We start from the raw sequence: 22,206 nt of genomic DNA, 5'->3' as shown, positions 1-22,206 counted from the left end.
TGAGGATAGATATGAAGAATTTCTTAAGATGGCAGGGGCAACGCGAGGTATATGATCGGTTGGACGGGGGTTACGGTCGGTTGGGCGGCTATTATGATCGGTCGAACCGGGGTTATGGTCGGTCGAACCGGGGTTACGGTCAGTTGGAAAGCTATTATGATCGGTCGAACCGGGGTTATGGTCGGTTGGAAAGCTATTATGATCGGTCAAACCGGGGTTACGGTCGGTTGGAAAGCTATTATGGTCGGTCGAACCGGGGTTATGGTCGGTTGGAAAGCTATTATGATCGGTCGAACCGGGTTTGGGCGGTCGGGCGGCGAATTTGCTCGGTCACCATCGACTGTGTGTGAAAAAAGCCTTTCACCATAGAAAAGAGTCCAAATCGCATATTTGCATTTGGACTCTCTACTAAGAATTTATTCAGTTTTGTCGGCAGCTGCTTGTTTTTCTGCAATCCGTTGTTGTATTGGTTGCTTCGTGTTTGCCGCCTTCACTTCGTTTGTCAGTTGGTCGATACTCGGGCGGATATTGCCTTTGCCAGTATAATTTTCAAGCATTTCCTTAACGTCGATGCCGGATGATGCTTTCAACGATTCTTGCAATGTCGCCATCAGGTTAGTTGCGTACGACGTTACTTTATTGGCACCGCCGCCTTCACCACTCCCCGTATCGACAACTGTGATCTTATCGATATTTGCAAGCGGGCTTGCAATTTGTTTCGCATATTCCGGAATCATATGGACAATCATATCCAGCATGGCGGCTTGCCCGTACTGTTCGAATGCTTCAGCGATTTTTCGTTTCGCTTCCGCTTCCGCGAGACCTTTCAGACGGATAATGTCTGCTTCGGATTCCCCTTGCGCGCGCAGGGAATCGGCTTTAGCTTGCCCATCGAGACGGACTTTTTCTGCATCGGCAAACGCTCGTGCTTCAATGCGATATTTTTCAGCATCCGCTTCTGTAATTTGTTTTGATTTTTCAGCTTCCGCGTTTTGTTCGACTGCATAGCGGTCTGCGTCGGCTTTTTTCTTCACTTCGGAATCATATTGTTTCTCGCGGCGCAGAATCTCTTTCTCTTCAAGTTCAATTTGCTTTTGACGTTCAATGATTCGAATTTGCATTTCCTGTTCCATAACTTCCTGTTTAGAACGGGCCGTTTGCAACTCATACGCTTGGTCGGCACGTGCTTTCGCAACGTCCTGCTCACGGCGGTAATCCGCGACTTTGAGTAGATTTTCTTTTTCTGCTTCCGCAATTTCCGTCGCACGTTCAATCTCCGCTTTTTGTGCTTCTTTGGATGCTTCCGCATTTTTAATCCGTGTTTCCTTCTCTGCTTCAACCATTGCGATATCTGCATCACGTTTCACTTGTGCGATACGCGGTTTTCCGAGGGAATCGAGGTAGCCGTTTTTATCACGTACATCTTTTATTGTAAATGAAACGATGATGAGTCCCATTTTCGCAAGGTCCTGTGACGCAACACGCTGTACTTCTTGTGAAAATTTGTCGCGATTTTTATAAATTTCTTCCACAGTCATCGACCCAAGAATCGAACGCAGATGACCTTCCAAAACTTCTTTCGCTTCGTTTTCACGGTCAGCTTTTGTTTTTCCTAAAAATTGCTCAGCGGCTGTTGCTATTTCTGATATTGAGCCGCCGATTTTAATAATCGCAGTTCCATCGGCCATGACCGGAACACCTTGCTCCGTGTATACTTCCGGTGTCGTCACCTCGAGCTTACTTGATAATAGGCTTAGCGGTGCCGCCTGTTGGAACACTGGCAACAGAAATGTCCCGCCGCCGCGGATGATTTTAATACGGTTACCAGAGTCGTCTGTATGTACATTTTTAGTGCCCAGGTAACTTCCTGTCACGATTAGTGCCTCATCCGGTCCGACTGTGCGGTATTTTGTAACGTAGACGAGAATAACTGCCAGTAAAACAAACGCAACTACACCAAGCGCAATCCAAATTTCCATTTGTGTTTCCCCCTTTTTTATTTGAAGCGGAATGGCTCATACTCTTTGACGATGAATGTCCCATCCTTCACTTCGATGATCAACACTTCTTTTCCATACTCAATTGCCAAGTTCTCGTATCCAGCCGCTCTTTTTGAAATCATTCCGTTCACCGATTCGATGACAATTTCACCGAAACCGTCGACCGGAACAGGCACAATCACTTTTCCGACCCGCCCCATCAGCGATTCGTCCGTATAAGAGAGCGACACTTCCGCTGACCGGAGTGGGAGAAGAACAAATAAGTATAATAGAAGATCGAGTACAAAAGCAGTAACAAGTGCAACTACCAAAATGATTCCACTGCCCCATGTTGTAACCAATTCCAATATATAACCGCTAGCCGCTACAAATGTTATGAATGAGAGTATGACTGCAGGATCCAAGAACGGACTGGCATCACCGACCCCTTCCGCCATATCACTAAAAAAGATATACAATAACGTCGCAAGACCGGCGATGATCAGCCCGGTTAAATATACTTGAACAATCGGTATCCCGAACAGTTCCATTTCAGCACCTCCGCTTCCACCTTTTCTGTCTCACTTATATATACGGTCGACTAGCCCGTAAGTTTCAATTTACCGAAAAATTTTTTCACTTTTTTCATTTCTTCAATAAAACCGTTTTGTTGTTTTGATATTAATGAAGTGAGGGTACTATGTAGAGTATATTCAATCGCTTCTCAGGCATGATAAATGTCATTTTTTCTTATACCGAATTAGGCTTTGTAAAGTTTGTGTAAATTCCGCGCGAATTTCGTCGAAATTTGTATGTATCTCGAATTCTTTTTGCTATGATGGATTTACTAAAAAATTATTCCCCTTGACGGGATGGAGGTACATCAATGTTCAGCTCACGCAAACCCGACCCTTTTTTCACAGCATTGTTAACGATTTCTGAAAATGTGCAAGAAGCGGTACACTATGCGAATGACTTTAAAGTGGTCACAGTCGCCGACTTGAAAGAAGTGAGCATAAAGCTCAAAAATTATGAGACGGAAGGCGACACGCTTATCCATGACCTCATTACAAAACTTAACAAATCATTCATGACACCCATTGAACGAGAAGATATTATGAATTTGGCCATAAAAATGGATGATGTTCTTGACGGTATTGAACATTTTTCAGCACATCTTGAAATGTTCTCCCTGACTGAAATTGACGAGTATGTGCAGAAGTTCATGGAAAACATTGTAAAAAGCGCAGACGAAATTGTTAAAGCGATGAAATTACTTGCAAGGAAGAAACTTGAAGCGATGCACGATCATGCTGTTCTTATTAAAGAGTACGAGCGGATTTGTGATGAAGTATTTCGTACTTCCGTCAAACAACTTTTCATTACTGAAAAAGATCCTATTCGTATAATCCAGTTAAAGGATATTTACGAACAGCTTGAAGATGTCGCGGATTATTGCCAAGACGTTGCCAACACAATCGAAACAATCATAATGCGCAACGCATAAGGGGGAGCATAATGGATACAGTACTTCTCCTTACCATACTAGTTGTCGTTTTCGCACTTGCTTTTGATTTCATCAACGGTTTCCACGATACAGCCAACGCTATTGCTACATCTGTTTCGACTCGTGCGCTAAAACCGCGAACCGCCATTATGATGGCTGCTGTGATGAACTTCATCGGGGCGCTCGCATTTACAGGCGTCGCCAAAACGATTTCAAAAGACATTGTCGATCCATTCGTTCTTGAAAATGGTTCACTTGTCATCTTGGCAGCTCTTACGTCCGCAATTTTTTGGAATCTGATTACTTGGTATTTCGGCATTCCTTCCAGTTCATCCCACGCTTTAATCGGGTCGATTGCTGGAGCAGCCATTTCAGCAGCAGGTTTCGGTATTTTGAATTACAGCGGCTTCTTAAAGATTCTGCAAGCGCTCCTAATTTCTCCGTTCATCGCGCTTGCGGGTGGCTTCCTTATGATGTGGCTATTCAAAGTCGGATTGAAAAACAGAAATTTATTCAAGACAAATAAACGGATCCGTTACATGCAAATCGGTACTGCGGCTCTTCAATCATTCACACATGGTACAAATGATGCACAAAAAGCGATGGGGATTATTACAATGGCACTTATTGCAGCGGAGATGCAATCGTCGGATGACATTCAGCTATGGGTCCGGATTGCTGCGGCAACTGCGATGGGTCTCGGAACTTCGATCGGCGGCTATAAAATCATAAAAACCGTTGGTGGAAAAATAATGAAGATTCGTCCGGTGAACGGAATTGCGGCTGATTTATCGTCCGCAATAATCATTTTTGGTGCGACACTAATCCATTTACCCGTCAGTACAACACACGTTATCTCATCCGCAATAATGGGTGTAGGCTCGGCCCAGCGTGTAAAAGGGGTCAATTGGGGCGTCGCAAAAAAGATCGTTGTCACATGGGTTATTACGCTACCGATTTCCGCATTAATCGCTGCGATTGCTTATCAAATTCTTGATTTGTTTTTTTAATTCAAACATTTCCCTTGCAAAGTTCAGGTGGGCCTGTTATGATAAAGAAGAATTATTTTTGTTCGGCATGATGGTCTCGAAATAAATCTTGACCGCTTCAAGACTTGAGCAAGGATAGTAACACAATGTATGCACAAAGCATACGAGGAGGAAACAAACATGGAACAAGGTAAAGTAAAATGGTTTAACGCAGAAAAAGGTTTTGGCTTCATCGAACGTGAAGATGGCGACGACGTATTCGTACACTTCTCAGCTATTCAAGGAGAAGGCTTCAAGTCTCTTGAAGAAGGCCAAGATGTAACGTTTGAAATCGAGCAAGGCCAACGCGGTCTTCAAGCTACAAACGTAAACAAAAACTAATTTGAATTAACCATTCAAAAGCCAAGCCCTTTGGGGTTTGGCTTTTTTCTTTGTCTATTTTTGAATGATACAGCGCTTTTGCCAGGACTAATTGCGTGTGAGCCTTTGCTATCTGCTTTTCCATTAATGTCCCCTTTTCTCCAAATAAACCCTCTTCATTAAAAGACATTCCCACCATTTTCCGTTATTATAGAGATATAGATTCAATCTACATAGTGAAGGGACTGGTTGGATGCGCACATTCGCGCGCTTTGTAACGAGCGCACATAAATATATCATCTTCGCCTGGATTGCCATTTTCATCGTATTGGTGTTTTTCGCAATTAAATTGCCTGGACTACTCGAAGGCGACGGCTTCCATATCGATGGCGAGCATGCTGATGTTATGGAAATCGTCTCGGATGAATTCGGTTTGCCCGCGGAAACCATGTTCCTTGTTTTTGACGATGTTCCGGATGATACGATAAAGTCGACACTCAATAAAGTGGATAAATTAAAAGTATCTTCAGAAATCGTATCACCTTTGAACAACGACACGCAGTATACAAATGGCGTTTCCTATGCTCTCCTCCATTTTGATAATAAGGAAAAAGATATGTCTGCCATTGTTACAGATATCCGCAATGCTGTCGGTGATGAAAAAGGAATTACGCTTACCGGTGCTTCCGCCATTTCAAAAGATATCAATACCGCGAGCCAACGTGATTTGATGACAGCGGAGGCGATTGGCTTACCGATTGCGATTATCGTACTTCTATTCGCATTCGGGACAGTAGTCGCTTCATTCGTGCCGCTGATTATCGGCATCGTGACGGTCGTATCTTCATTCGGCGTATTGACGATTCTCGGCGGTAAAATGGATTTGTCCATTTTCGTCCTGAATATCATCCCGATGCTCGGACTCGCGCTCAGTATCGATTTCGCTTTGCTGTTCATCAGCCGATACCGTGAAGAACGGAAAAAGAGCGGGATGCATGAAGCTGTCTCCACTACGATTCGAACGGCAGGCAGATCAGTGATCTTTTCCGCCTTTTGTGTGTTCATCGGACTTGGCGCAATGATGCTTATCCGCGTTGATATTTTCCAAAATATCGCTATCGGCGGAATGATCGTCGTCGCGATGGCTGTCCTTGCATCCGTCACTTTACTGCCTTCCGTACTGATTGCACTTGGCGATCGGATAGACAAATGGCAGTTACTGAAAGAGAAATCGGGTGAGTCGAACGGTTGGCGCAAGTTTGCATACGGTGTTATTAAGCGCCCCGTTACAATTACAATTGTTGCGTTGATTTTGCTTGGTATCGCAATAATTCCTGTGAAAAATATGGATTTGGCAATTCCTGCGATTGATTCATTGCCGAAGTCGTATGATACGCGGCAGGCCTTTGAATTGATTGATGAAAAATTTGGTCTGGCTAAACAGGCGTCCGTCTATGTCATTGCGGAGCGTACAGATGGCTGGGAAGACAGAGAAGGCCTTCAGTCCATGGAAGCACTTGAAAATGAACTTTCAAACGATACTCTTGTAGATCGAGTAACGACAATTTTCACTGCTAGTGATATCGATTCCATAGAACAATGGGAACAAGCGATGATGGAGCCTGAAATGGCCGCCAGGCTCTCCCCCCTTGTTGAGACTTTCGTGAAAGATGATAAGCTGATGATTCCCGTGACGCTGGGGGCGAATGGAAGCTCTGATGCCGCACAGGATTGGGCACGCGATTGGGCAGAGAAACAAACGGATTGGAATTTGTCTATCGGTGGACAGCCGAAGTTCAATCAAGAGATCTTTGATGAAATTTTGGATAAGATTTTGTACGTTCTGCTCGTCATTGTTGTATCTACGTTCTTCATCCTGATGATTGCTTTCAAATCAATCTTAATACCGATTAAAGCGATTCTTATGAACATCGTTGGATTGTCTGCGACATTCGGTATTCTAGTTTATATCTTCCAGTATGGCCATTTTGGTTTGGAAGCGGGCACGATCGCCCTTGTCATCCCTGTCATCGTCTTCAGCCTCGTCTTTGGATTAAGCATGGATTATGAAGTGTTCCTCATCTCACGGATGCAGGAAGAGTATGCAAAAACACTGGACAATGACCACTCAACCGTCGAAGGACTTGCGACGACAAGCAAAATCATCACATCTGCGGCATTGATCATGATTGTCCTAACAGGGGCATTTGCCTTTACCGATGTTATGCCGGTGAAACAGATCGGAGTCGGTATAGCGATTGCAGTCGCCATTGACGCAACAATCATCCGCCTTCTCCTCGTTCCAAGTCTGATGAAACTGTTCGGCAAGTGGAACTGGTGGCTGCCATTCAGAAAAGGACCGTATAAGCCAGGGAATTGGCATTAAGGAAAAGCGGAAACAAAAAAGCGCACTGGGAATCAAATTCCCTGGTGCGCTTTTTTCGATCAACGATAATCGACTTCATCCATCATTTCAACGATCGTCACAATCGGTGCCATCCCATTTTCCATATGATTGATTGTTGCCTTCATCGTGAAATAAATGGCCGTAACGGCTAGGATGATGAATAGGACGAGGCCGATGACGAGGTGTTTGCCTTTCATTGGGCATCACTCTCGTCATCGACTTTTGTAAATTCTTCTTCAATCAAATAGACGTCCGCTTCGTTATAATCGCCGAAACTTTCTTCAAGATTCAAGCCATGATATAAATTCCAGAAGCCTTGTTCTTCCCTGAGTATAAGTTCTTCGCCGTCATTGTTCACAAACTTTTGTACAACGGCCTGCGGTTCAGGTGCTCCTTCTGATAATGCTTTGATGGAATCCGCAATCGTTTTCCGCAGTTCCTCTTCTGTAGCTTCACGAATGTTGACGAGTCCGCGCTCATCCGCGTCATAGCCGGGTATTCCTGCTACATAGACAAAACCGTTTCCGTTCGGGTGAAGATGTTGAACAACAACCGTCTTTTCATACAAGCTTTCTTCATAGTGATAGTTAACACGTTTCATGGATACATCTTTACGTGTAAGTTCCGGAATCGATTCGATAATTTCTTGTTTCTGTTCAAATGTCAGCATTTATGTTCACTCTTTTCCGCTCTGATTTCGTTAAGTATACCATTATTCTTCTTTCACGGATAACCCGAGCACACGCGCGAAGCCGATCGCCTGATCTTTCGACACGATACAGCCGGCTATTTTCGTCAGTGTGACTTCAATCCGGTCATATGTACTATTCGACAAATCAACACCGTTCAAGTCCGTTTCGGTGAAATTGATATTATCAAGCTTGCATATCTTAAATTGTACATTCGTAAATGCACTTTCATAAATATCGCCATCTGTTAAATTACATTCATCGAACTCGACTTGCTTCATCCCTGAAAAACTGAAGTTACTATAACGTCCATCGCATTCCTTAAATAGCGTATGTCCGACTTTGGCATTCGCAAAGTCTGCGCCCGTCAGTTTCGAATTCAAGAGTTCACATCTGTGGAACACGGCACCTTGGAAATTGACATTGGAAAAATCGCATGTGTCAAATACGACATCAACAAACTCCGCTCCCGGCAGATCACTTCCCGAAAATGACACATCTTTGAAAATAACGTCGTCGAAAGTCAATCGTTCCCCTTCCGTACCTGCCAAATAACCGCCGTCAATTCGAACTTTTTCAATATATCCTTCATTGTCCAATATCTCTTCGACCCGCATTGTCTTATGTTCTACAGACATTTTCGGTATCTGCCGTTTGCTTACCTTCTTTTTTGTCGTCATGGGATCTCCCCCTTTTTAGCGTGTCTTCCATTCCGTAAAAATAATGATCAAAATGATGACCGCAATTGCGAGAACATAAAACCAGCTTGGAACACTGCTAATTCCACCAAACATTTTTCTCGCTCCTTTCTTTACTCAATCTTTTTCATACCCAAAATGACAGTAAAATCAATTGTAATATTTTGTATATCCATTCCTAGCGCTTCTTCTATCTTTTCTTCACTGGCACCCCAAGTAAGTGGAGTCATGCGGATAAGCGGTGCAAGAAGCCCAGGCGCCAATGGGAATACATACGTAATACGTTCCGTTGAAACAACATCATAGTGTTCAGCGAAGCGCGCGACCGGATCCGTATCATCTTTCCGCCCTTCATCTTCATAAAAAACAGCCCTTAGTTCTTTCAAATAACCACTTTCCGGAACTGCTTTGATGAATAGCCCATCACGTTTCAAAAGCCTTGTAAACTCCGCATAATTTGCCGGCGATAAAATATTTAAAATAACGTCGAATCGGTTGGATTGAAACGGACAGTTCGCAAGGTCCGCCACACTCCAAATGGAACCAGGATATACTTTCGCGGCGGCTGTAATCCCTTCTTTCGCAAGATCAATGCCGACTCCAGTCTTGTTACCCGGCAATTGTGAAAGAATCGCAGACAAGTGCGTACCTTCGCCGCAACCCGCATCGAGAATGAAAGCCTGCTCCAGCTTATCGGTATGCGTAGCGATTTTAGTTGTAATATAGTCCAGGACAGGATTGAAGAAACCGCTGCTCATCACTATTTTCCGTGCTTCAAACAGCGATTTATCATACTTCGTCACATGGGCTTGCGGGGCCAAGTTTATATAACCGCTTTTTGATAAGTCGAATGAATGATTATCCGCACAAACAAGCTGTGACTTGTCCGCCATCATCATTCCGGATGAGCAGATCGGGCACCTGAATAAATGCGAGTTACTTTCCATCACTTGAGCATTGATCATTTTCTTGGATATAGTCATACATTGAAAACTCCGATCATCTGTTGTACTACCAGTATAGCTCTTTTTCACGGTTACTGGAAATGAGGCGGATTCGATTACTTATCACATCAATAAGACAGCTTCACACTGTATTCAACCAACCCCGAGGGGTTACAATAGTAGACAGGAGGCGATTTAATGAAACGATTATTCCTATTCATCCTACTTATCATTGTACTTCACTTTACGAAACCCTATTGGGAAGAACCGGTCTCACAATATGTTGACATCTCTTTTCTTGAACCCGTCGACGAAAAAATCGGCTCCCTTTTGACTAAAGACTCACTGGACACAGCAATTCGTTACATTAGCGAAACCATAGATAAGGCATTGGGTTACTTGACATCTAAAACGGAGCATGTAGAAGAAACCGCCGTCGCCATTAAAAAACCAGTGTTGGATAAACCGGTGAAAACGCGCCTCTCCATTCATAATATCGAACTCGGCAGCCCTGAAGAAAAAGTGAGGGCCGAACTGGGCCAACCAAAAAGTCAGTCGATGAATGAATACGGCACTGAATGGTTCACCTATCATAATGGCTACCAAAATTTCGTTATGGTTTCATTTGATGAAAAACGGTTGGTGAACGCCATTTATACGAATGATGATCTAATTTCATCGACCGTCGGTATCAAGTACGGTTCGCAGAAGGCTGCCGTCCGCGAATCATTGGGCGAACCAATCAAAGAAATCCGTAAAGGACTGAACATCTACGTCCTCCAGGAAAGTGAAGGATTCGACGTCTTTAAATCAGGCGACACATACACATATGTTTTTTATGATTTGCATCAAAATGAAGAAGTAACGGCTGTCCAGCTAATAGCCGCTTCACTGGAAAACAAAAAAAACGGTATTTATGCTGGCGGTGATGTGAAATTGCGCAATGGGTTCGAACAGCAACTTTTCGACTTGACGAATGCGGCGCGTGTCCGCCATGGATTTTCCATCCTCAAATGGGAGCCGAATGTCGCTGAAACAGCCCGTAAGCACAGCGTCGATATGGCAGATAATGATTATTTCAGCCATGAAAACAAACTAGGAAAGTCTCCATTCGATCGAATGGCTGATGACGGCGTTACATTCCGTGGCGCTGGTGAAAACTTGGCGTACGGCCAATCGAGCAGTATCTTTGCACATGAAGGGCTTATGAATTCTGCGGGACATCGTGAAAATATTCTGCTCGACAGTTACAGCCACCTCGGGACGGGCGTTTCATTCAATGAAAAATGGCAGCCTTATTATACGGAAAATTTCTTACTCAAATAAACTCCTATTAGGATTATTGAGTCATATCTAGGGAATTGGATAGACTAATAACCAAAAGGAGGGGAATTTTAATGAAAGCTGTAACTTTCCAAGGTGCAAAAGACATCAAAGTGAAAAATGTAGATGACCCTAAAATTGAAAAACCTGATGACATTGTAGTAAAAGTAACCTCTACAGCCATTTGCGGATCTGATTTGCATATCTATTTAGGTGCCATGCCGACGCACAAAGACTATGTCATCGGCCATGAACCGATGGGTATTGTCGAGGAAGTCGGACCTAATGTGACGAAAGTAAAAAAAGGGGATCGCGTCGTTATCCCGTTCAATTTGGCATGCGGGCATTGTTTTTATTGTGAACATGAAATGGAAAGCCAGTGCGATAATTCGAATCTGAATCCCCACGTGGATACGGGCGGTTATCTCGGATTCACGGAGCGCTACGGCAATTACCCAGGCGGACAAGCCGAGTATTTACGTGTTCCTTACGGCAACTTCACGCCGTTTGTCATCCCTGAATCCTGTGAACTTCCCGACGAAGCCCTTCTATTCATGTCGGACGTCCTGCCGACGGCTTATTGGAGCGTAGAAAATGCGGGCGTTAAAAAAGGTGATACGGTCGCTGTCCTCGGATGCGGTCCGGTCGGTCTAATGGTTCAGAAATTCGCCTGGATGAAAGGCGCTAAACGTGTGCTGGCAATCGACCACGTCCCTTACCGTCTGAACCACGCCGTTAAAATGAATAAAGTGGAAGCGCTGAATTTCGAGGACTTTGACGAAATAGGTGGGCACATTAAAGAGATGACTAGCGGCGGAGTGGATATTGTCATTGATTGTGTCGGGATGGACGGTAAAAAGAATATGTTCGAGAAAGCGGGACAAAAAATGAAGCTGCAAGGTGGAACATTAAGCGCCATTGACATCGCCCAAAATACCGTCCGCAAATTCGGTACCATCCAACTGACAGGCGTTTACGGTTCCCTTTACAACATGTTCCCCCTCGGCAATCTATTTGAACGCAACATTACGCTGAAAATGGGACAAGCGCCCGTCATTCATTACATGCCTATGCTTTTCGATAAAATCACGAAAGGCGAATTCGACCCGACAGAAATCATTTCCCATGTAGTGCCGCTTGAAGAAGCCGCCACCGCGTATCAACGGTTTCATGATCATGAAGATGAGTGTATTAAAGTCATATTAAAACCTTGAATGAAAAACTGGCGGATGAACATCAGAACGATGCATCCGCCGGTTTTTTATTGCTCTTGAATAGAGTTATCGCGTTGGGGGCAGTGAACAGCCATATCTACCAAGGATACTGCCATCACTACTGAATCGCTTCAATACCCCTACTTACTTCTTCCCGCCGATACTTGCACAAGCAATCCGGTCACCCGAGTTACCTGCTGGATCTGTTTTGTAATCATCCGCTTTATCATGGATGACGAGCGAACTGCCATCACTGTCAAGAAGCGAATTAGCAACACCCGGCTTTAACGTCACAAAAGCAGTTGTCACTTCGGCCGTAATTTTACCATCCGCATCGACTTCAAGATTCGGTAAATCGCCTATATGAAAACCTTTCGGATTATCAAATCCGTGTTCTTTACGCTCTGGATTGAAGTGACTTCCTGCCGATTTGAAATCAGGCGGTGTACATACTGCTGTTTCGTGAATGTGAATACCGTGTTTACCAGGAGACAAGCCTTCAGCCTGGATATTGATTGTCACCCCGTCAATTCCTTCACTTAAGTTGACAACACCAATCTTATTTCCTTCTGTGTTCAAAATTGGCGTTGTTAATGATTGGGCGTTTTCCCCGTTGACCGGCACTTTCACGCCGCTATTTCCACACCCGCCTGCAATTACAAGCGCGGACAACATAATGGATAATACAACTTTTTGCTTCAATGTGATTCCTCCCTATTGTCTCTTCTCAAGGAGGATGGCTTTCATTTGAATTTTTATGTATAAAAAACGCTGTTAATCCCAATTTCCCGGAATCAACAGCGTTCTCAATTTATGCAAGGATCAGTTTTTCAAGATCCATCGGCGTGATATATGTACCCTCTTTGTAGACCCGCATGTTGCCGCCGGAAATTTCGTCGATCAACATGATATTGCCTGTTTCACTGTCGCGCCCGAATTCGAGTTTGATGTCGTACAGATCAAGACCTTTCGCTGCAAGCTCCGCTTTGACTACGCCTGCAATTTCCTTCGTTAACGCTTCTAGTATAACGTATTCCTCCGTCGACAAAAGACCAAGTTGCGAAAGTGCGTCTTTGGTTATCGGCGGATCTTTGCGATCGTCATCTTTAAGCGTCACTTCAACGAAAGCGTCCAAAGGTTGACCTTCTTCACAATATGCACCGTATCTGCGCAAGAAGCTTCCGACTGCACGGTATCTGCAAATGACTTCAAGTCCTTTACCGAACATGTTCGCAGATCGTACTGTCATCGTTACTTCATCGATATCAGCATCGACATAATGTGTCGGAATTCCTTTATCAGCCATTTTCTCAAAGAAAAATTTCGTCATGCGCAGTCCAGATTGCCCTGCACCTTTAATCGTCAGCCCTACTGTGTTAGCGCCCGGATCGAAAACCCCGTCTTCGCCGGTTACATCATCTTTAAATTTCAACAGGACATTGCTGCCCTCCAGTTTGTATACGTCTTTTGTCTTTCCTTTATAGATAAGTTCCATGTCCACGTTTCCTTTCCATAAGAAAATGTAGTTCTATCTTTAGTATAAGTTATATTTACAATAAGAAACAGGTATTTTTTCAAAAGACTCGACAACAGATTTTACAAACTTAACGACGGTCAAAAATACATTCTTCACTATACAACCTATTAGCCATTTTTTTGCATTTCGTACTCGTCTATACGCATATATTTGTTGTATACTAATTTTAGTAAATCTATGCACAATCGAAAGAGAGTGAAACATCATGGGACGTAAATGGAATAATATTAAAGAAAAGAAAGCGTCGAGGGATGCGGATACGAGTCGTATTTACGCGAAATTCGGCCGTGAAATTTATGTCGTGGCGAAACAAGGCGAGCCCGATCCAGAATTGAATCAAGCGCTGAAATTTGTTGTAGAACGCGCGAAAACATACAGCGTGCCGAAAGCCATAATTGACCGTGCGATTGAAAAGGCAAAAGGCGGTTCAGAAGAAAATTTCGATGAACTCCGCTATGAAGGTTTTGGACCGAATGGCTCGATGGTTATTGTCGATACACTGACAAACAACGTCAACCGCACCGCATCGGAAGTGCGTGCCGCTTTCGGTAAAAACGGCGGAAATATGGGTGTCAGTGGATCCGTTTCCTATATGTTCGATGCGACGGCCGTTATCGGAATTGAAGGCAAGTCTGCCGATGATGTCCTGGAATTGTTAATGGATGCTGACGTCGAAGTGCGTGATATTTTAGAGGAAGAGGAATCTATCATCATTTATGCTGAACCCGACCAATTTCATGCCGTTCAGGAAGCTTTGAAAAGTGCGGGCATTACAGAATTTACTGTCGCTGAAATAACGATGCTTGCACAAAATGACTTGACCCTTTCACCAGAAGCACAAGCACAATTTGAGAAAATGATAGATGTATTAGATGATTTGGAAGATGTTCAACAAGTGCATCACAATGTCCATTTAAATGATTGATTGCAGCTGTTCGCCCTTTCATTCATTGCGTTGACATGCTATGCTACTAGTAGATTGACAACTTTATAACATATTCGACCATTAGGGGAATCCTTTTAAAGGACTGAGAAACGAGTTCAACTCCGCTACCCTTATCACCTGAACAGGTTTGTACCTGCGTAGGGAAGTGGCGTGTCTTCTTTTCAGTGCATTCAAATGCCATCGACAGACCACTTTCCATACATGGAAAGTGGTCTTTTTTATGGATAAGGAGGAAATTGATGAAAGTAATCGCCGTGACAAACAACCAGATGGAAAATACCCAATTGATAAAAAAACTGTTGAAAATCGAATCCTTTATCGACTCCGTCATCTTACGTGAAAAGTCAAAATCGGATTCGGACGTAATTGAATTGATTCGGCAATTGCTAACGCAAGGATTCGACGACACCAAAATCATCATACACAGTCGGATTGATATCGCTTCGAGTATTGGGATAAATAAAGTGCAGCTACCTGGACATATGCCATTATCAACCGTCAAAACCGACTTTCCTGACCTGTCATTCGGCCAATCTGTCCATTCACTGGACGAAGCGGAAGCTGCACATGAAGCCGGTGCTGACTGGCTTCTCTATGGTCATTTATTCACAACGGGGTCAAAAGAAGGTCTACCGCCACGTGGAACAGCCGAACTTTTTCGGATGACTGCTTCACTTCCGATTCCAGTCTATGCAATCGGCGGTATACAACCGCACCATTTTCCGCTATTGAACGAAGGCGGAGTTTCTGGCGTTGCTGTGATGTCATCGATTTTTGGAAGCGACAAGCCCGAAGTTACGGCGGAAGCCTACAAGGAGGCAAGCTATGTCACAAAACGTTGATGTAGCAATCATTGGCGGCGGTATTATCGGTTGTAGTATCGCTTATTATTTATCGAAAGAAGGCTTGTCCGTCCAGCTTCTTGAACAGAATGAAATCGCGCAAGGCACCACTCAAGCTGCAGGTGGCATGCTCGGTGCGCACTCTGAATACTTGAATGATATGTTTTATTCGTTCGCGCGTGATAGCCAAGCACTGTATAAGAAATTCCACTCTACCTTTAATGGCGACTTCGGATATACGACAAGCGGTATCATCCAACTTGCCCATTCGGATGAGGATCGGATTTCCCTTTCCCGCTGGAATGATGCCGCCTATCTGTCAGCCAGACAAGTACGTGAGCGGATTCCGCATATCGCACCTCCCGCTTTCGGCGCTTATCTATTTGAAGATGATGTACATGTTCATCCAGAAAAAACCTGTCTCGCATTTTGTGATGCAGCTAAAAAGTTGGGCGCGACTATATCAGAACATTTCGAAGTAGGTAACATCGAAGAATTGTATGACGGCTATCGGATACGCAATAGTTCATCCGTGATTACGGCAAAACATGTTGTCATTGCTGGCGGAGCAGCGAGTGCAGAGCTCATCCCCGGACTTCAAATGACGGCAGTGAAAGGACAATGCATGCAGCTCGCTTCGATGGGCATGCAATTGCCTTATACACTTTTTCATAATGGCTGTTACATTATAGCGCGCCCTGACGGAACACTCGTCGTCGGGGCGACGATGGAACAAGACGTTACAGATTTGCAAACGACATATGCTGGGAATCTGGCATTGAAAGACATTGCGGAACGGTTTATTCCCGGCCTTTCCCGGCTTCCTGTTATAGCTAGATGGGCAGGCCTGCGTCCGAAAACAGTTGATGATTTTCCATATATCGGACGGGTGCCTGGGAAGGAAAATATATATATTGCGGCAGGTCATTTCAGGAACGGTATTTTATTGGCACCTGCAACTGCCTGCATGATTCGTGATTTGATTATCGGAAATGAAATAAACACATTGCGGATTGATGCATTTAATCCGAAAAGGGGGATTTTTCATGAAGCGAACAATCGAACTAAACGGCAACCGGTATGAGATGCCCGCGGAGGTCGGAAATGTAGAAGAACTGCTGAGTCATTTAGAACTTGCGGAGCGCATCGTCATCGTGGAGCTGAACAGGGATATTCTTGCGAAAGATGCCTACGACAAACCTATCAACGACCGGGATCAAATCGAAATCATTCACTTTGTAGGAGGAGGATAATCATGCTGACAATCGGAAATAAAACCTTCAATTCCAGACTGCTTTTGGGAACAGGAAAGTATCCGTCATTTGATGTACAAAAAGAGACGGTGCGTGTGTCAGAATCTGAAATTCTGACGTTCGCAGTGAGGCGCATGAATATATTTGAACCGTCACAACCGAATTTCCTGGAGCAGCTCGACCTATCGAACTATACATTGCTGCCAAATACAGCGGGGGCAAAAACAGCGGAAGAAGCCGTGCGCATCGCGAAATTGGCGAAAGCGTCAGGACTTTGCGACATGGTAAAAGTTGAAATTATCGGCTGTGATCGGTCTTTGCTACCTGATCCTATTGAAACGCTGCGCGCAACTGAAATGCTGTTAGATGAAGGTTTCATCGTCCTGCCGTACACGTCTGATGATGTTGTGTTGGCCCGTAGATTGTGCGAAATGGGCGTCCATGCAATTATGCCAGGTGCTTCACCGATTGGCTCGGGTCGCGGGATTTTGAACCCGCTCAACTTATCATTCATCATTGAACAATCCAATGTACCGGTTATTATCGATGCAGGGATCGGTTCGCCGAAAGATGCGGCGTATGCTATGGAGCTTGGCGCGGATGGGGTTTTATTGAACACGGCGGTTTCGGAAGCTGGGGATCCTGTCAAAATGGCATGTGCAATGAAACTGGCGATTGAAGCGGGCCGGCTTGGCTATGAAGCCGGGCGTATGCCAGAGCGTGATTACGCAGTTGCAAGCAGTCCTATGGAAGGGCTTGTAACAAATTGAGTGAAAGATATTCCCGCCAGGAGTTGTTCGCTCCGATTGGCGAAGAGGGGCAGAGACGGATTCGCGCGACAAGTGTCTTCGTTTTAGGGGCGGGCGCACTTGGCTCATCCGGGGCTGAGATGCTCGTCCGTGCAGGCGTCGGGCGATTGTCGATTGTCGACCGGGACATCATCGAATGGACGAATCTTCATCGTCAACAACTGTATACCGAGCAGGATGTCGTTGAACAATTGCCGAAAGCGGTTGCCGCAGAGAAGCGTTTGACCGCGATTAATGGCGATGTGAACGTAACGGGAATTGTCATTGATGTCACCACCCAAAACGTCCTAGATTTGATGGACGGTCATGATGTTGTTTTGGATGCGACGGACAATATTGAAACGCGTCTGCTTGCAAACGATGCAGCGTTGAAACTCGGAATCCCCTTTTTCATGGGCGCCTGTGTCGGCAGCTATGGACTGACGTTCCCGATTGGGATAAAAGAAGATCAGCCTTGTCTGCATTGTTTGCTTGAAACATTGCCTTCGCAGACATTGACGTGTGATACGGTCGGCGTTATCAGCCCGATTGTCGTTACAACCGCCGCCCGACAAGTTGCAGACATGTTGAAGTATGTAACGGGAACACCGTTCGAACCGAAGCTCGAATCTGCTGACTTATGGACCGGCGATCGCGCTTCAATAGGAGTTGCGAGCATGAAAAAATCAGGCTGTCCGAGTTGCTCAGAGAATGCCGTGTACCCCTTCCTTTCTGCCCGTGAATCAATGAAAACCGCAGTGCTATGTGGACGCGATACTGTCCAGCTATCGTGGCCAGGGAGCAGAAAGTTTGAACTTATACCTTTTGCAGACTCAATCCAAGGGACCGTCTCGAAATTAATTCACAATCCGCATCTCGTTGCCTGCGAATACAACGGACATCGCATCGTCCTGTTCCGCGATGGTCGCATGCTGGTCCACGGAACGAAAGATATTGTGACTGCGAAGAAAATAGCTGCAGGTTTGCTCGGTTGATTGTAAAATGAAAAGCATCGTACTTAGCGGTGCTTTTTCGTTTTCCATTGAATAGTAGCAGGACTTATAGCCGTGACCAGTGAACGCATTGATTCTATTACATTTTCACTTCGTTGCTCATTTCAAACACGTCGAAGATATTATTCTTAAAGACGAGCGACATGACTTTGCCCTCTTTTTCATAGAAGTGGATATTCCCTCTTTGCTCATCTTCAAGCTCTGTCCAGCCCCACTTTTTTATTTCCTCTAAATAATGCTCCGGGGGTTCCCCCTGCTCTCCGCCAATAGCATTCAGCTTGTATTTTGCCGATTTTGCGATTTCCGTCGTACACGCTTCCGGTTTCATCTCGCTCGCATTTTCCGGAATCGGAAAACCGGGATTAATGACTGCCATTCGATAGCCTTCTTCCACGCTATACACATTCGAACAGCCGACCATCATGCCAACGACGAAAAGAAGTATGGGTATCCGTTTCACAGCATCATCTCTCCTCGCAGAAAATCCACAATCCGTTTCTTTCAGATTACTAGCAATGTAGTACCTTGTCACGGGGCGTATTTGTGACAAAGTAGGCGGGGTGGTTCATAGCGGTGATAAATCTTCCACCACTTTAATTGATCATGATATATCCATCGAAAACCGAACCATATCCCTGCACTGAATGTCATTTTCAAAAATATCTTCTCCGTAGTGGTCGATGAAAAAGTCTTTTATTATACCATCCATACGGAACCCGCATTTTTGATAAAACGCCAGTTGATCAATGCTGGAATTTCCCGTTCCAACTTCAAGGGACTTGCAGCCCAACGCCTTTGCAGTCTGGATTGCATGACTAATTAGCTTCTTCCCAATCCCGCAACCATGCATCCGTACATCTACAGCAACATTTATTATCTCCATCGTTTTATCATTCAATCTAATGAGCACATAGGTGCCGACAATTTCACCTTCCACTTCAGCAACACGGCATTCTCCATTGGCGATATACTTCTCGACTTGTTCCTGCGACGGATCAGCAAGTAGCAGGAGGTTTAAGGGTGGTGCTTCATAATGTAGCAATTTCCTGATTTTCATCCAAACACCTTCTTCGGGCTTCATTAAGTATCTCCTCGTATATTTCATGCCAACCTTTATAATATTTTGAGACGTCTTCGGATGGAATAAGGATGCGCCTATTCGATTCAAAATGTGCTTCAAAAGGATGCAATTCCGTTATGTCCATTTTATAAAAAACTTGATAGCCTATTTTGGGATAAATGCTCTCTTCATTCCATAACGGATTCTTATGATGATTAATTTCAATTGAACCGAGCGGCACGCAATCTCCCGTTACATACCCTTCTTCCATAGCCTCGCGCTTGAAGCAAACTTCCGCAGTTTCCCCATTTTCAATATGCCCTCCCGGAAAATCCCAGCCTCGGTCATTCAAATCGACCATCAACAGTTTTCCGTCATTAAAACAAAAACCGTGGACACTCGTAATCAAATCCCTTTCTGGCATCAGACCGCTTTCCCACGTCAGCTTAAGCTCATGACCTCCCCAATCTACGTATGTACTGGTCATATACGGTCTCCTTTCCCCAATGAATACCCTTCAACTAGCCCGCAGCAATCCAGTTTCAATTCGTCCTCTTCAAATACTTACTTATCTAGCCAATCATTACCTAGTCAGTTCGGATAGATAGTCTTTCAATTCCTCCGGCAATTTAACAACTCTCAAAATTTCAAGTTTTGTTCTACCAGGGGTTGTTTCGATTATGTAGGACTCACCGTCATACCGAAGCACAGTAAATTGGTTAACACTATTGGGGCTTGTGCTTGAATTGACAATCTTCTCATATATCTCTTTGGAAAAGTCCTTCTCATAACCTTTTAAACTCAATTTTTGTGCCTCTCTATAATCTTCCGAAAACTGAATGGCTCGGTAAAGTTCAATCGAATTTCTTGGTTTATATGCTATTTGAAAGTAAACCGGTACTAGCATAATTATGGCCAGTAGAATTACTATAATGATTTTATATTCCTTTTCCTTCAATGCTACAACTCCCTATGACACGGATTTCCAAATGGAATTAATTTCAAGCTGTGAATATCTATATAAAATAAGCGCAGCAGCTAGGCAAGCTTAGGAGAGGCCGCTGGAAAACTTACGTCTTTAAACCGTGTACGTAAATCTGGATTTAAAAAGGCGACAATTCTTTTGAATCTGAACGAAATGTCGCCTTTCCTTGTTACTACTTTTTCTCTATTTCCCCGGTATCGATGAAATAGGTACCTTCAATGTATCAAGAAAAGTCAGCGAAGGCGCCTTACTGGGGTAGCCGGAGCCATAAGACTGACGACGAAGTTGTCTGGCTTAGGGCGGGGGCATCCCCAAGCGCCAATGCGGATTCAATGGAATTCTTTATTTCAACCCACTCAATCAAAATAATAGAGCCCTGTTTTACTTCAACACCAATTTTTATACGAAGTTGGCAAGATGACCCCTAGTTCCTTTTCAGCTTTCTCGATTCCTGTTGCATCGATTGAACCTAGCCTATAAAAGTCATCTTCATCCTTTCTCCATATGCTCATGGTTGTGCTCACCCTTCGTCTTTATGGTGATATTCCACCAACCAACTATCCCGATACTCTCCTTCATGCAGCTCATTTGCCGGAAGGTATTTCACCTTTTCAAAACCACATTTTTCATAACAATGAATTGCACGTTCATTCCACGTTTGCGGGTCCATCACAATTCGATCCGCTCTTTTTTCTTCAGTTAAATACGTCACCATCGCACGCACAAGCTGCGTTCCGATGCCTATATCCCAATAAGCGGATTCACCTATGAACTGATCCATACCATAAATGTTCCCTGATGAATCGTCATAACCGTAAACTTGTTTTTCCTCTTCCCCCACTATGTAAAACTGGACATAGCCGATTGGAATCTTGCTAAACTCAACCAGGCATCTCACCACATTTTCTTCGTCGTCAAAAAATTCCTGCTCCACCTTCTCAATATTGAACGGATTGTCTCGCCCTTCGTAATACCAAAGGATTTCCGGGTCAGTAAGCCATTTCGAAAGAAGGACCTTATCCACTCTCTCCAATTCCCGGACTTGCAAATCCCCTTCGTTGATAATGAATGACCTTGGTTTTTTTCTACTTAACACCTCATCGACAAACTTCAATTTCCCTTCGGCGTATAAACTCTCATTATCCGGATATGTTACCGCCAGCTCTTTCTTCAGCGTTTCATATTGTTTCGCTACATCAGGATGTTCATTCAAATAATCCCTGAAAAACGTATGTTTTTGCCACCATTCCCCGCCATATTCCACAATATGAAGGACATGCGTTTTTGTCAGTTCCTCCAGGTTTGTAAACTTGGCGAAGACAACCTTCCCTTCTATTTCCACACGGCCAAGATGGTAATAACCAGCTTCTTTCAATCTCTTTTTATCAAATTTCGCTACATCATCCATCGATCGAACGCCGACAAGAATATCCAGTATCGGCTTCGCGGCAATTCCTTTGATGGAGGTACTTCCCATATGTTCAATATCCACCACTTGCATTCCAATGGCCTCGCTCAATAATTCTTTTTCCATAATGAAATCTTCTTCCCAGTCAGTCGCATGCGGTACTAACCTGACTTCACCTTTGTTCAGTCCTAACATACTCAACACTCCTCATATGACAAAAATGGTTCATATATTGTGATCGCATGGTTTTCTGTAATGATTTCG

28 protein-coding genes and 1 riboswitch are annotated in these 22,206 nt (G+C 44.2%); of the genes, 13 read left to right on the top strand and 15 right to left on the bottom strand.

The genetic code is table 11. From position 1 onward, the window contains the following. Positions 1-51: 51 nt before the first annotated feature. Positions 52-369: a hypothetical protein gene (locus HDC33_RS13235; RefSeq protein ID WP_179393041.1), complete on the top strand. Its 318-nt coding sequence runs from the start codon at positions 52-54 to the stop codon at positions 367-369. A gap of 47 nt (positions 370-416) precedes the next feature. On the opposite strand, the gene HDC33_RS13230 is transcribed toward HDC33_RS13235, so the two are convergent. Then, complete coding sequence (locus tag HDC33_RS13230) at positions 417-1,979, bottom strand: flotillin lipid rafts scaffold protein FloT (RefSeq protein WP_179393040.1); 1,563 nt, start codon at positions 1,977-1,979, stop codon at positions 417-419. Between the two features lie 17 nt (positions 1,980-1,996). Continuing rightward, on the bottom strand, positions 1,997-2,530 hold the full coding sequence (locus HDC33_RS13225) for an NfeD family membrane protein (protein ID WP_179393039.1): 534 nt from the start codon (positions 2,528-2,530) through the stop codon (positions 1,997-1,999). Between the two features lie 335 nt (positions 2,531-2,865). Here HDC33_RS13225 and HDC33_RS13220 point away from each other — a divergent pair, with 335 nt between their 5' ends. The 3 genes from HDC33_RS13220 (at position 2,866) to HDC33_RS13210 (ending at position 4,856) form a co-directional block, all read left to right on the top strand. Beyond that, positions 2,866-3,486, top strand: a complete 621-nt coding sequence (locus HDC33_RS13220; protein WP_179393038.1) for a DUF47 domain-containing protein — start codon at positions 2,866-2,868, stop codon at positions 3,484-3,486. Between the two features lie 11 nt (positions 3,487-3,497). After that, positions 3,498-4,496: an inorganic phosphate transporter gene (locus HDC33_RS13215; protein WP_179393037.1), complete on the top strand. Its 999-nt coding sequence runs from the start codon at positions 3,498-3,500 to the stop codon at positions 4,494-4,496. A gap of 159 nt (positions 4,497-4,655) precedes the next feature. Beyond that, on the top strand, positions 4,656-4,856 hold the full coding sequence (locus HDC33_RS13210) for a cold-shock protein (RefSeq protein ID WP_067205063.1): 201 nt from the start codon (positions 4,656-4,658) through the stop codon (positions 4,854-4,856). On the opposite strand, the gene HDC33_RS13205 is transcribed toward HDC33_RS13210, so the two are convergent. Beyond that, positions 4,834-5,025, bottom strand: coding sequence for a hypothetical protein (locus HDC33_RS13205; protein ID WP_179393036.1), 192 nt, complete (start codon positions 5,023-5,025; stop codon positions 4,834-4,836). The genes HDC33_RS13210 and HDC33_RS13205 overlap by 23 nt on opposite strands. A 63-nt stretch (positions 5,026-5,088) precedes the next feature. Between HDC33_RS13205 and HDC33_RS13200 the strand changes: the two genes are divergently transcribed. Beyond that, the gene (locus HDC33_RS13200) at positions 5,089-7,221 is read left to right on the top strand and encodes an MMPL family transporter (RefSeq protein WP_179393035.1); all 2,133 of its coding nucleotides are present in this window, start codon (positions 5,089-5,091) and stop codon (positions 7,219-7,221) included. 59 nt (positions 7,222-7,280) lie between these two features. Here the strand turns inward: HDC33_RS13200 and HDC33_RS13195 are convergent, their stop codons facing one another. From HDC33_RS13195 to HDC33_RS13180, 4 genes are all read right to left on the bottom strand, one after another. Continuing rightward, complete coding sequence (locus tag HDC33_RS13195) at positions 7,281-7,439, bottom strand: hypothetical protein (protein WP_179393034.1); 159 nt, start codon at positions 7,437-7,439, stop codon at positions 7,281-7,283. Then, entirely contained in the window at positions 7,436-7,912 is a 477-nt protein-coding gene (locus HDC33_RS13190; RefSeq protein ID WP_179393033.1) for a hypothetical protein, read from the bottom strand. Before HDC33_RS13190 ends, HDC33_RS13195 begins: the two co-directional genes overlap by 4 nt. Before the next feature lie 42 nt (positions 7,913-7,954). Further along, on the bottom strand, positions 7,955-8,611 hold the full coding sequence (locus tag HDC33_RS13185; RefSeq protein ID WP_179393032.1) for a pentapeptide repeat-containing protein: 657 nt from the start codon (positions 8,609-8,611) through the stop codon (positions 7,955-7,957). Between the two features lie 131 nt (positions 8,612-8,742). After that, positions 8,743-9,612: a putative RNA methyltransferase gene (locus tag HDC33_RS13180; protein WP_179393031.1), complete on the bottom strand. Its 870-nt coding sequence runs from the start codon at positions 9,610-9,612 to the stop codon at positions 8,743-8,745. Positions 9,613-9,771: 159 nt separating this feature from the next. On the opposite strand from HDC33_RS13180, the gene HDC33_RS13175 reads away from it, so the two are divergent. Then, positions 9,772-10,899 (top strand): CAP domain-containing protein, encoded by a 1,128-nt coding sequence (locus HDC33_RS13175; protein WP_179393030.1) that lies wholly within the window; start codon positions 9,772-9,774, stop codon positions 10,897-10,899. A gap of 71 nt (positions 10,900-10,970) precedes the next feature. After that, complete coding sequence (locus HDC33_RS13170) at positions 10,971-12,110, top strand: zinc-dependent alcohol dehydrogenase (RefSeq protein ID WP_179393029.1); 1,140 nt, start codon at positions 10,971-10,973, stop codon at positions 12,108-12,110. Positions 12,111-12,254: 144 nt separating this feature from the next. Here the strand turns inward: HDC33_RS13170 and HDC33_RS13165 are convergent, their stop codons facing one another. Further along, the gene (locus HDC33_RS13165) at positions 12,255-12,812 is read right to left on the bottom strand and encodes a superoxide dismutase family protein (RefSeq protein WP_255457415.1); all 558 of its coding nucleotides are present in this window, start codon (positions 12,810-12,812) and stop codon (positions 12,255-12,257) included. Between the two features lie 109 nt (positions 12,813-12,921). Beyond that, positions 12,922-13,605 carry a phosphoribosylaminoimidazolesuccinocarboxamide synthase gene (locus tag HDC33_RS13160; RefSeq protein ID WP_179393028.1) on the bottom strand — a complete coding sequence of 228 codons (684 nt, stop codon included), beginning with the start codon at positions 13,603-13,605 and terminating at the stop codon, positions 12,922-12,924. Between the two features lie 247 nt (positions 13,606-13,852). On the opposite strand from HDC33_RS13160, the gene HDC33_RS13155 reads away from it, so the two are divergent. The 6 genes from HDC33_RS13155 to HDC33_RS13130 all read left to right on the top strand — a co-directional run bounded on the left by HDC33_RS13155 (position 13,853) and on the right by HDC33_RS13130 (position 18,471). Further along, a complete protein-coding gene (locus HDC33_RS13155; RefSeq protein WP_179393027.1) occupies positions 13,853-14,572 on the top strand; it encodes a YebC/PmpR family DNA-binding transcriptional regulator in 720 nt (239 codons plus the stop codon). Positions 14,573-14,645: 73 nt separating this feature from the next. Further along, a riboswitch (TPP riboswitch) is annotated at positions 14,646-14,754 on the top strand. 78 nt (positions 14,755-14,832) lie between these two features. Then, the gene (locus HDC33_RS13150; protein WP_179393026.1) at positions 14,833-15,435 is read left to right on the top strand and encodes a thiamine phosphate synthase; all 603 of its coding nucleotides are present in this window, start codon (positions 14,833-14,835) and stop codon (positions 15,433-15,435) included. Continuing rightward, positions 15,419-16,519, top strand: a complete 1,101-nt coding sequence (thiO, locus tag HDC33_RS13145; RefSeq protein WP_179393025.1) for a glycine oxidase ThiO — start codon at positions 15,419-15,421, stop codon at positions 16,517-16,519. Before HDC33_RS13150 ends, thiO begins: the two co-directional genes overlap by 17 nt. Beyond that, the gene (gene thiS, locus HDC33_RS13140) at positions 16,482-16,688 is read left to right on the top strand and encodes a sulfur carrier protein ThiS (RefSeq protein ID WP_179393024.1); all 207 of its coding nucleotides are present in this window, start codon (positions 16,482-16,484) and stop codon (positions 16,686-16,688) included. The genes thiO and thiS overlap by 38 nt, the downstream gene beginning before the upstream one ends. Next, positions 16,685-17,458: a thiazole synthase gene (locus tag HDC33_RS13135; RefSeq protein WP_179393152.1), complete on the top strand. Its 774-nt coding sequence runs from the start codon at positions 16,685-16,687 to the stop codon at positions 17,456-17,458. Before thiS ends, HDC33_RS13135 begins: the two co-directional genes overlap by 4 nt. Then, on the top strand, positions 17,455-18,471 hold the full coding sequence (locus tag HDC33_RS13130; RefSeq protein ID WP_179393023.1) for a ThiF family adenylyltransferase: 1,017 nt from the start codon (positions 17,455-17,457) through the stop codon (positions 18,469-18,471). Before HDC33_RS13135 ends, HDC33_RS13130 begins: the two co-directional genes overlap by 4 nt. A 97-nt stretch (positions 18,472-18,568) precedes the next feature. Here HDC33_RS13130 and HDC33_RS13125 read toward each other — a convergent pair whose 3' ends face one another. The 6 genes from HDC33_RS13125 to HDC33_RS16860 form a co-directional block, all read right to left on the bottom strand. Then, entirely contained in the window at positions 18,569-18,949 is a 381-nt protein-coding gene (locus HDC33_RS13125) for a hypothetical protein (protein WP_179393022.1), read from the bottom strand. Positions 18,950-19,090: 141 nt separating this feature from the next. Beyond that, on the bottom strand, positions 19,091-19,546 hold the full coding sequence (locus HDC33_RS13120) for a GNAT family N-acetyltransferase (protein ID WP_179393021.1): 456 nt from the start codon (positions 19,544-19,546) through the stop codon (positions 19,091-19,093). Then, on the bottom strand, positions 19,518-20,036 hold the full coding sequence (locus HDC33_RS13115) for an NUDIX hydrolase (protein WP_179393020.1): 519 nt from the start codon (positions 20,034-20,036) through the stop codon (positions 19,518-19,520). Before HDC33_RS13115 ends, HDC33_RS13120 begins: the two co-directional genes overlap by 29 nt. A 96-nt stretch (positions 20,037-20,132) precedes the next feature. Next, positions 20,133-20,507 carry a hypothetical protein gene (locus HDC33_RS13110; RefSeq protein WP_179393019.1) on the bottom strand — a complete coding sequence of 125 codons (375 nt, stop codon included), beginning with the start codon at positions 20,505-20,507 and terminating at the stop codon, positions 20,133-20,135. A 413-nt stretch (positions 20,508-20,920) separates the two neighbouring features. After that, positions 20,921-21,046, bottom strand: coding sequence for an SMI1/KNR4 family protein (locus HDC33_RS16400; protein ID WP_218843273.1), 126 nt, complete (start codon positions 21,044-21,046; stop codon positions 20,921-20,923). A gap of 8 nt (positions 21,047-21,054) precedes the next feature. Continuing rightward, a complete protein-coding gene (locus tag HDC33_RS16860; RefSeq protein WP_370457472.1) occupies positions 21,055-22,137 on the bottom strand; it encodes a GNAT family N-acetyltransferase in 1,083 nt (360 codons plus the stop codon). Positions 22,138-22,206: the final 69 nt, after the last annotated feature.

It is taken from the genome of Sporosarcina sp. JAI121, from assembly GCF_013408665.1.
In the GTDB taxonomy this organism is placed as follows: domain Bacteria; phylum Bacillota; class Bacilli; order Bacillales_A; family Planococcaceae; genus Sporosarcina.
The sequence above is the reverse complement of the archived record's forward strand: the minus strand, read 5'-3'. Positions and strand labels throughout refer to the sequence as shown.

What these genes read in the sequence shown, in the direction of transcription:
- HDC33_RS13205 (WP_179393036.1), bottom strand. Translation starts at nt 5,025, where the DNA reads ATGTCTTTTAATGAAGAGGGTTTATTTGGAGAAAAGGGGACATTAATG.
- HDC33_RS13210 (WP_067205063.1), top strand. Translation starts at nt 4,656, where the DNA reads ATGGAACAAGGTAAAGTAAAATGGTTTAACGCAGAAAAAGGTTTTGGC.
- thiO (WP_179393025.1), top strand. Translation starts at nt 15,419, where the DNA reads ATGTCACAAAACGTTGATGTAGCAATCATTGGCGGCGGTATTATCGGT.
- HDC33_RS13160 (WP_179393028.1), bottom strand. Translation starts at nt 13,605, where the DNA reads ATGGAACTTATCTATAAAGGAAAGACAAAAGACGTATACAAACTGGAG.
- HDC33_RS13150 (WP_179393026.1), top strand. Translation starts at nt 14,833, where the DNA reads ATGAAAGTAATCGCCGTGACAAACAACCAGATGGAAAATACCCAATTG.
- HDC33_RS13175 (WP_179393030.1), top strand. Translation starts at nt 9,772, where the DNA reads ATGAAACGATTATTCCTATTCATCCTACTTATCATTGTACTTCACTTT.
- HDC33_RS13120 (WP_179393021.1), bottom strand. Translation starts at nt 19,546, where the DNA reads ATGAAAATCAGGAAATTGCTACATTATGAAGCACCACCCTTAAACCTC.
- HDC33_RS16860 (WP_370457472.1), bottom strand. Translation starts at nt 22,137, where the DNA reads ATGTTAGGACTGAACAAAGGTGAAGTCAGGTTAGTACCGCATGCGACT.
- HDC33_RS13215 (WP_179393037.1), top strand. Translation starts at nt 3,498, where the DNA reads ATGGATACAGTACTTCTCCTTACCATACTAGTTGTCGTTTTCGCACTT.
- thiS (WP_179393024.1), top strand. Translation starts at nt 16,482, where the DNA reads ATGAAGCGAACAATCGAACTAAACGGCAACCGGTATGAGATGCCCGCG.
- HDC33_RS13225 (WP_179393039.1), bottom strand. Translation starts at nt 2,530, where the DNA reads ATGGAACTGTTCGGGATACCGATTGTTCAAGTATATTTAACCGGGCTG.
- HDC33_RS13230 (WP_179393040.1), bottom strand. Translation starts at nt 1,979, where the DNA reads ATGGAAATTTGGATTGCGCTTGGTGTAGTTGCGTTTGTTTTACTGGCA.
- HDC33_RS13180 (WP_179393031.1), bottom strand. Translation starts at nt 9,612, where the DNA reads ATGACTATATCCAAGAAAATGATCAATGCTCAAGTGATGGAAAGTAAC.
- HDC33_RS13115 (WP_179393020.1), bottom strand. Translation starts at nt 20,036, where the DNA reads ATGACCAGTACATACGTAGATTGGGGAGGTCATGAGCTTAAGCTGACG.
- HDC33_RS13190 (WP_179393033.1), bottom strand. Translation starts at nt 7,912, where the DNA reads ATGCTGACATTTGAACAGAAACAAGAAATTATCGAATCGATTCCGGAA.
- HDC33_RS13220 (WP_179393038.1), top strand. Translation starts at nt 2,866, where the DNA reads ATGTTCAGCTCACGCAAACCCGACCCTTTTTTCACAGCATTGTTAACG.
- HDC33_RS16400 (WP_218843273.1), bottom strand. Translation starts at nt 21,046, where the DNA reads ATGAGCATATGGAGAAAGGATGAAGATGACTTTTATAGGCTAGGTTCA.
- HDC33_RS13155 (WP_179393027.1), top strand. Translation starts at nt 13,853, where the DNA reads ATGGGACGTAAATGGAATAATATTAAAGAAAAGAAAGCGTCGAGGGAT.
- HDC33_RS13185 (WP_179393032.1), bottom strand. Translation starts at nt 8,611, where the DNA reads ATGACGACAAAAAAGAAGGTAAGCAAACGGCAGATACCGAAAATGTCT.
- HDC33_RS13200 (WP_179393035.1), top strand. Translation starts at nt 5,089, where the DNA reads ATGCGCACATTCGCGCGCTTTGTAACGAGCGCACATAAATATATCATC.
- HDC33_RS13170 (WP_179393029.1), top strand. Translation starts at nt 10,971, where the DNA reads ATGAAAGCTGTAACTTTCCAAGGTGCAAAAGACATCAAAGTGAAAAAT.
- HDC33_RS13235 (WP_179393041.1), top strand. Translation starts at nt 52, where the DNA reads ATGATCGGTTGGACGGGGGTTACGGTCGGTTGGGCGGCTATTATGATC.
- HDC33_RS13195 (WP_179393034.1), bottom strand. Translation starts at nt 7,439, where the DNA reads ATGAAAGGCAAACACCTCGTCATCGGCCTCGTCCTATTCATCATCCTA.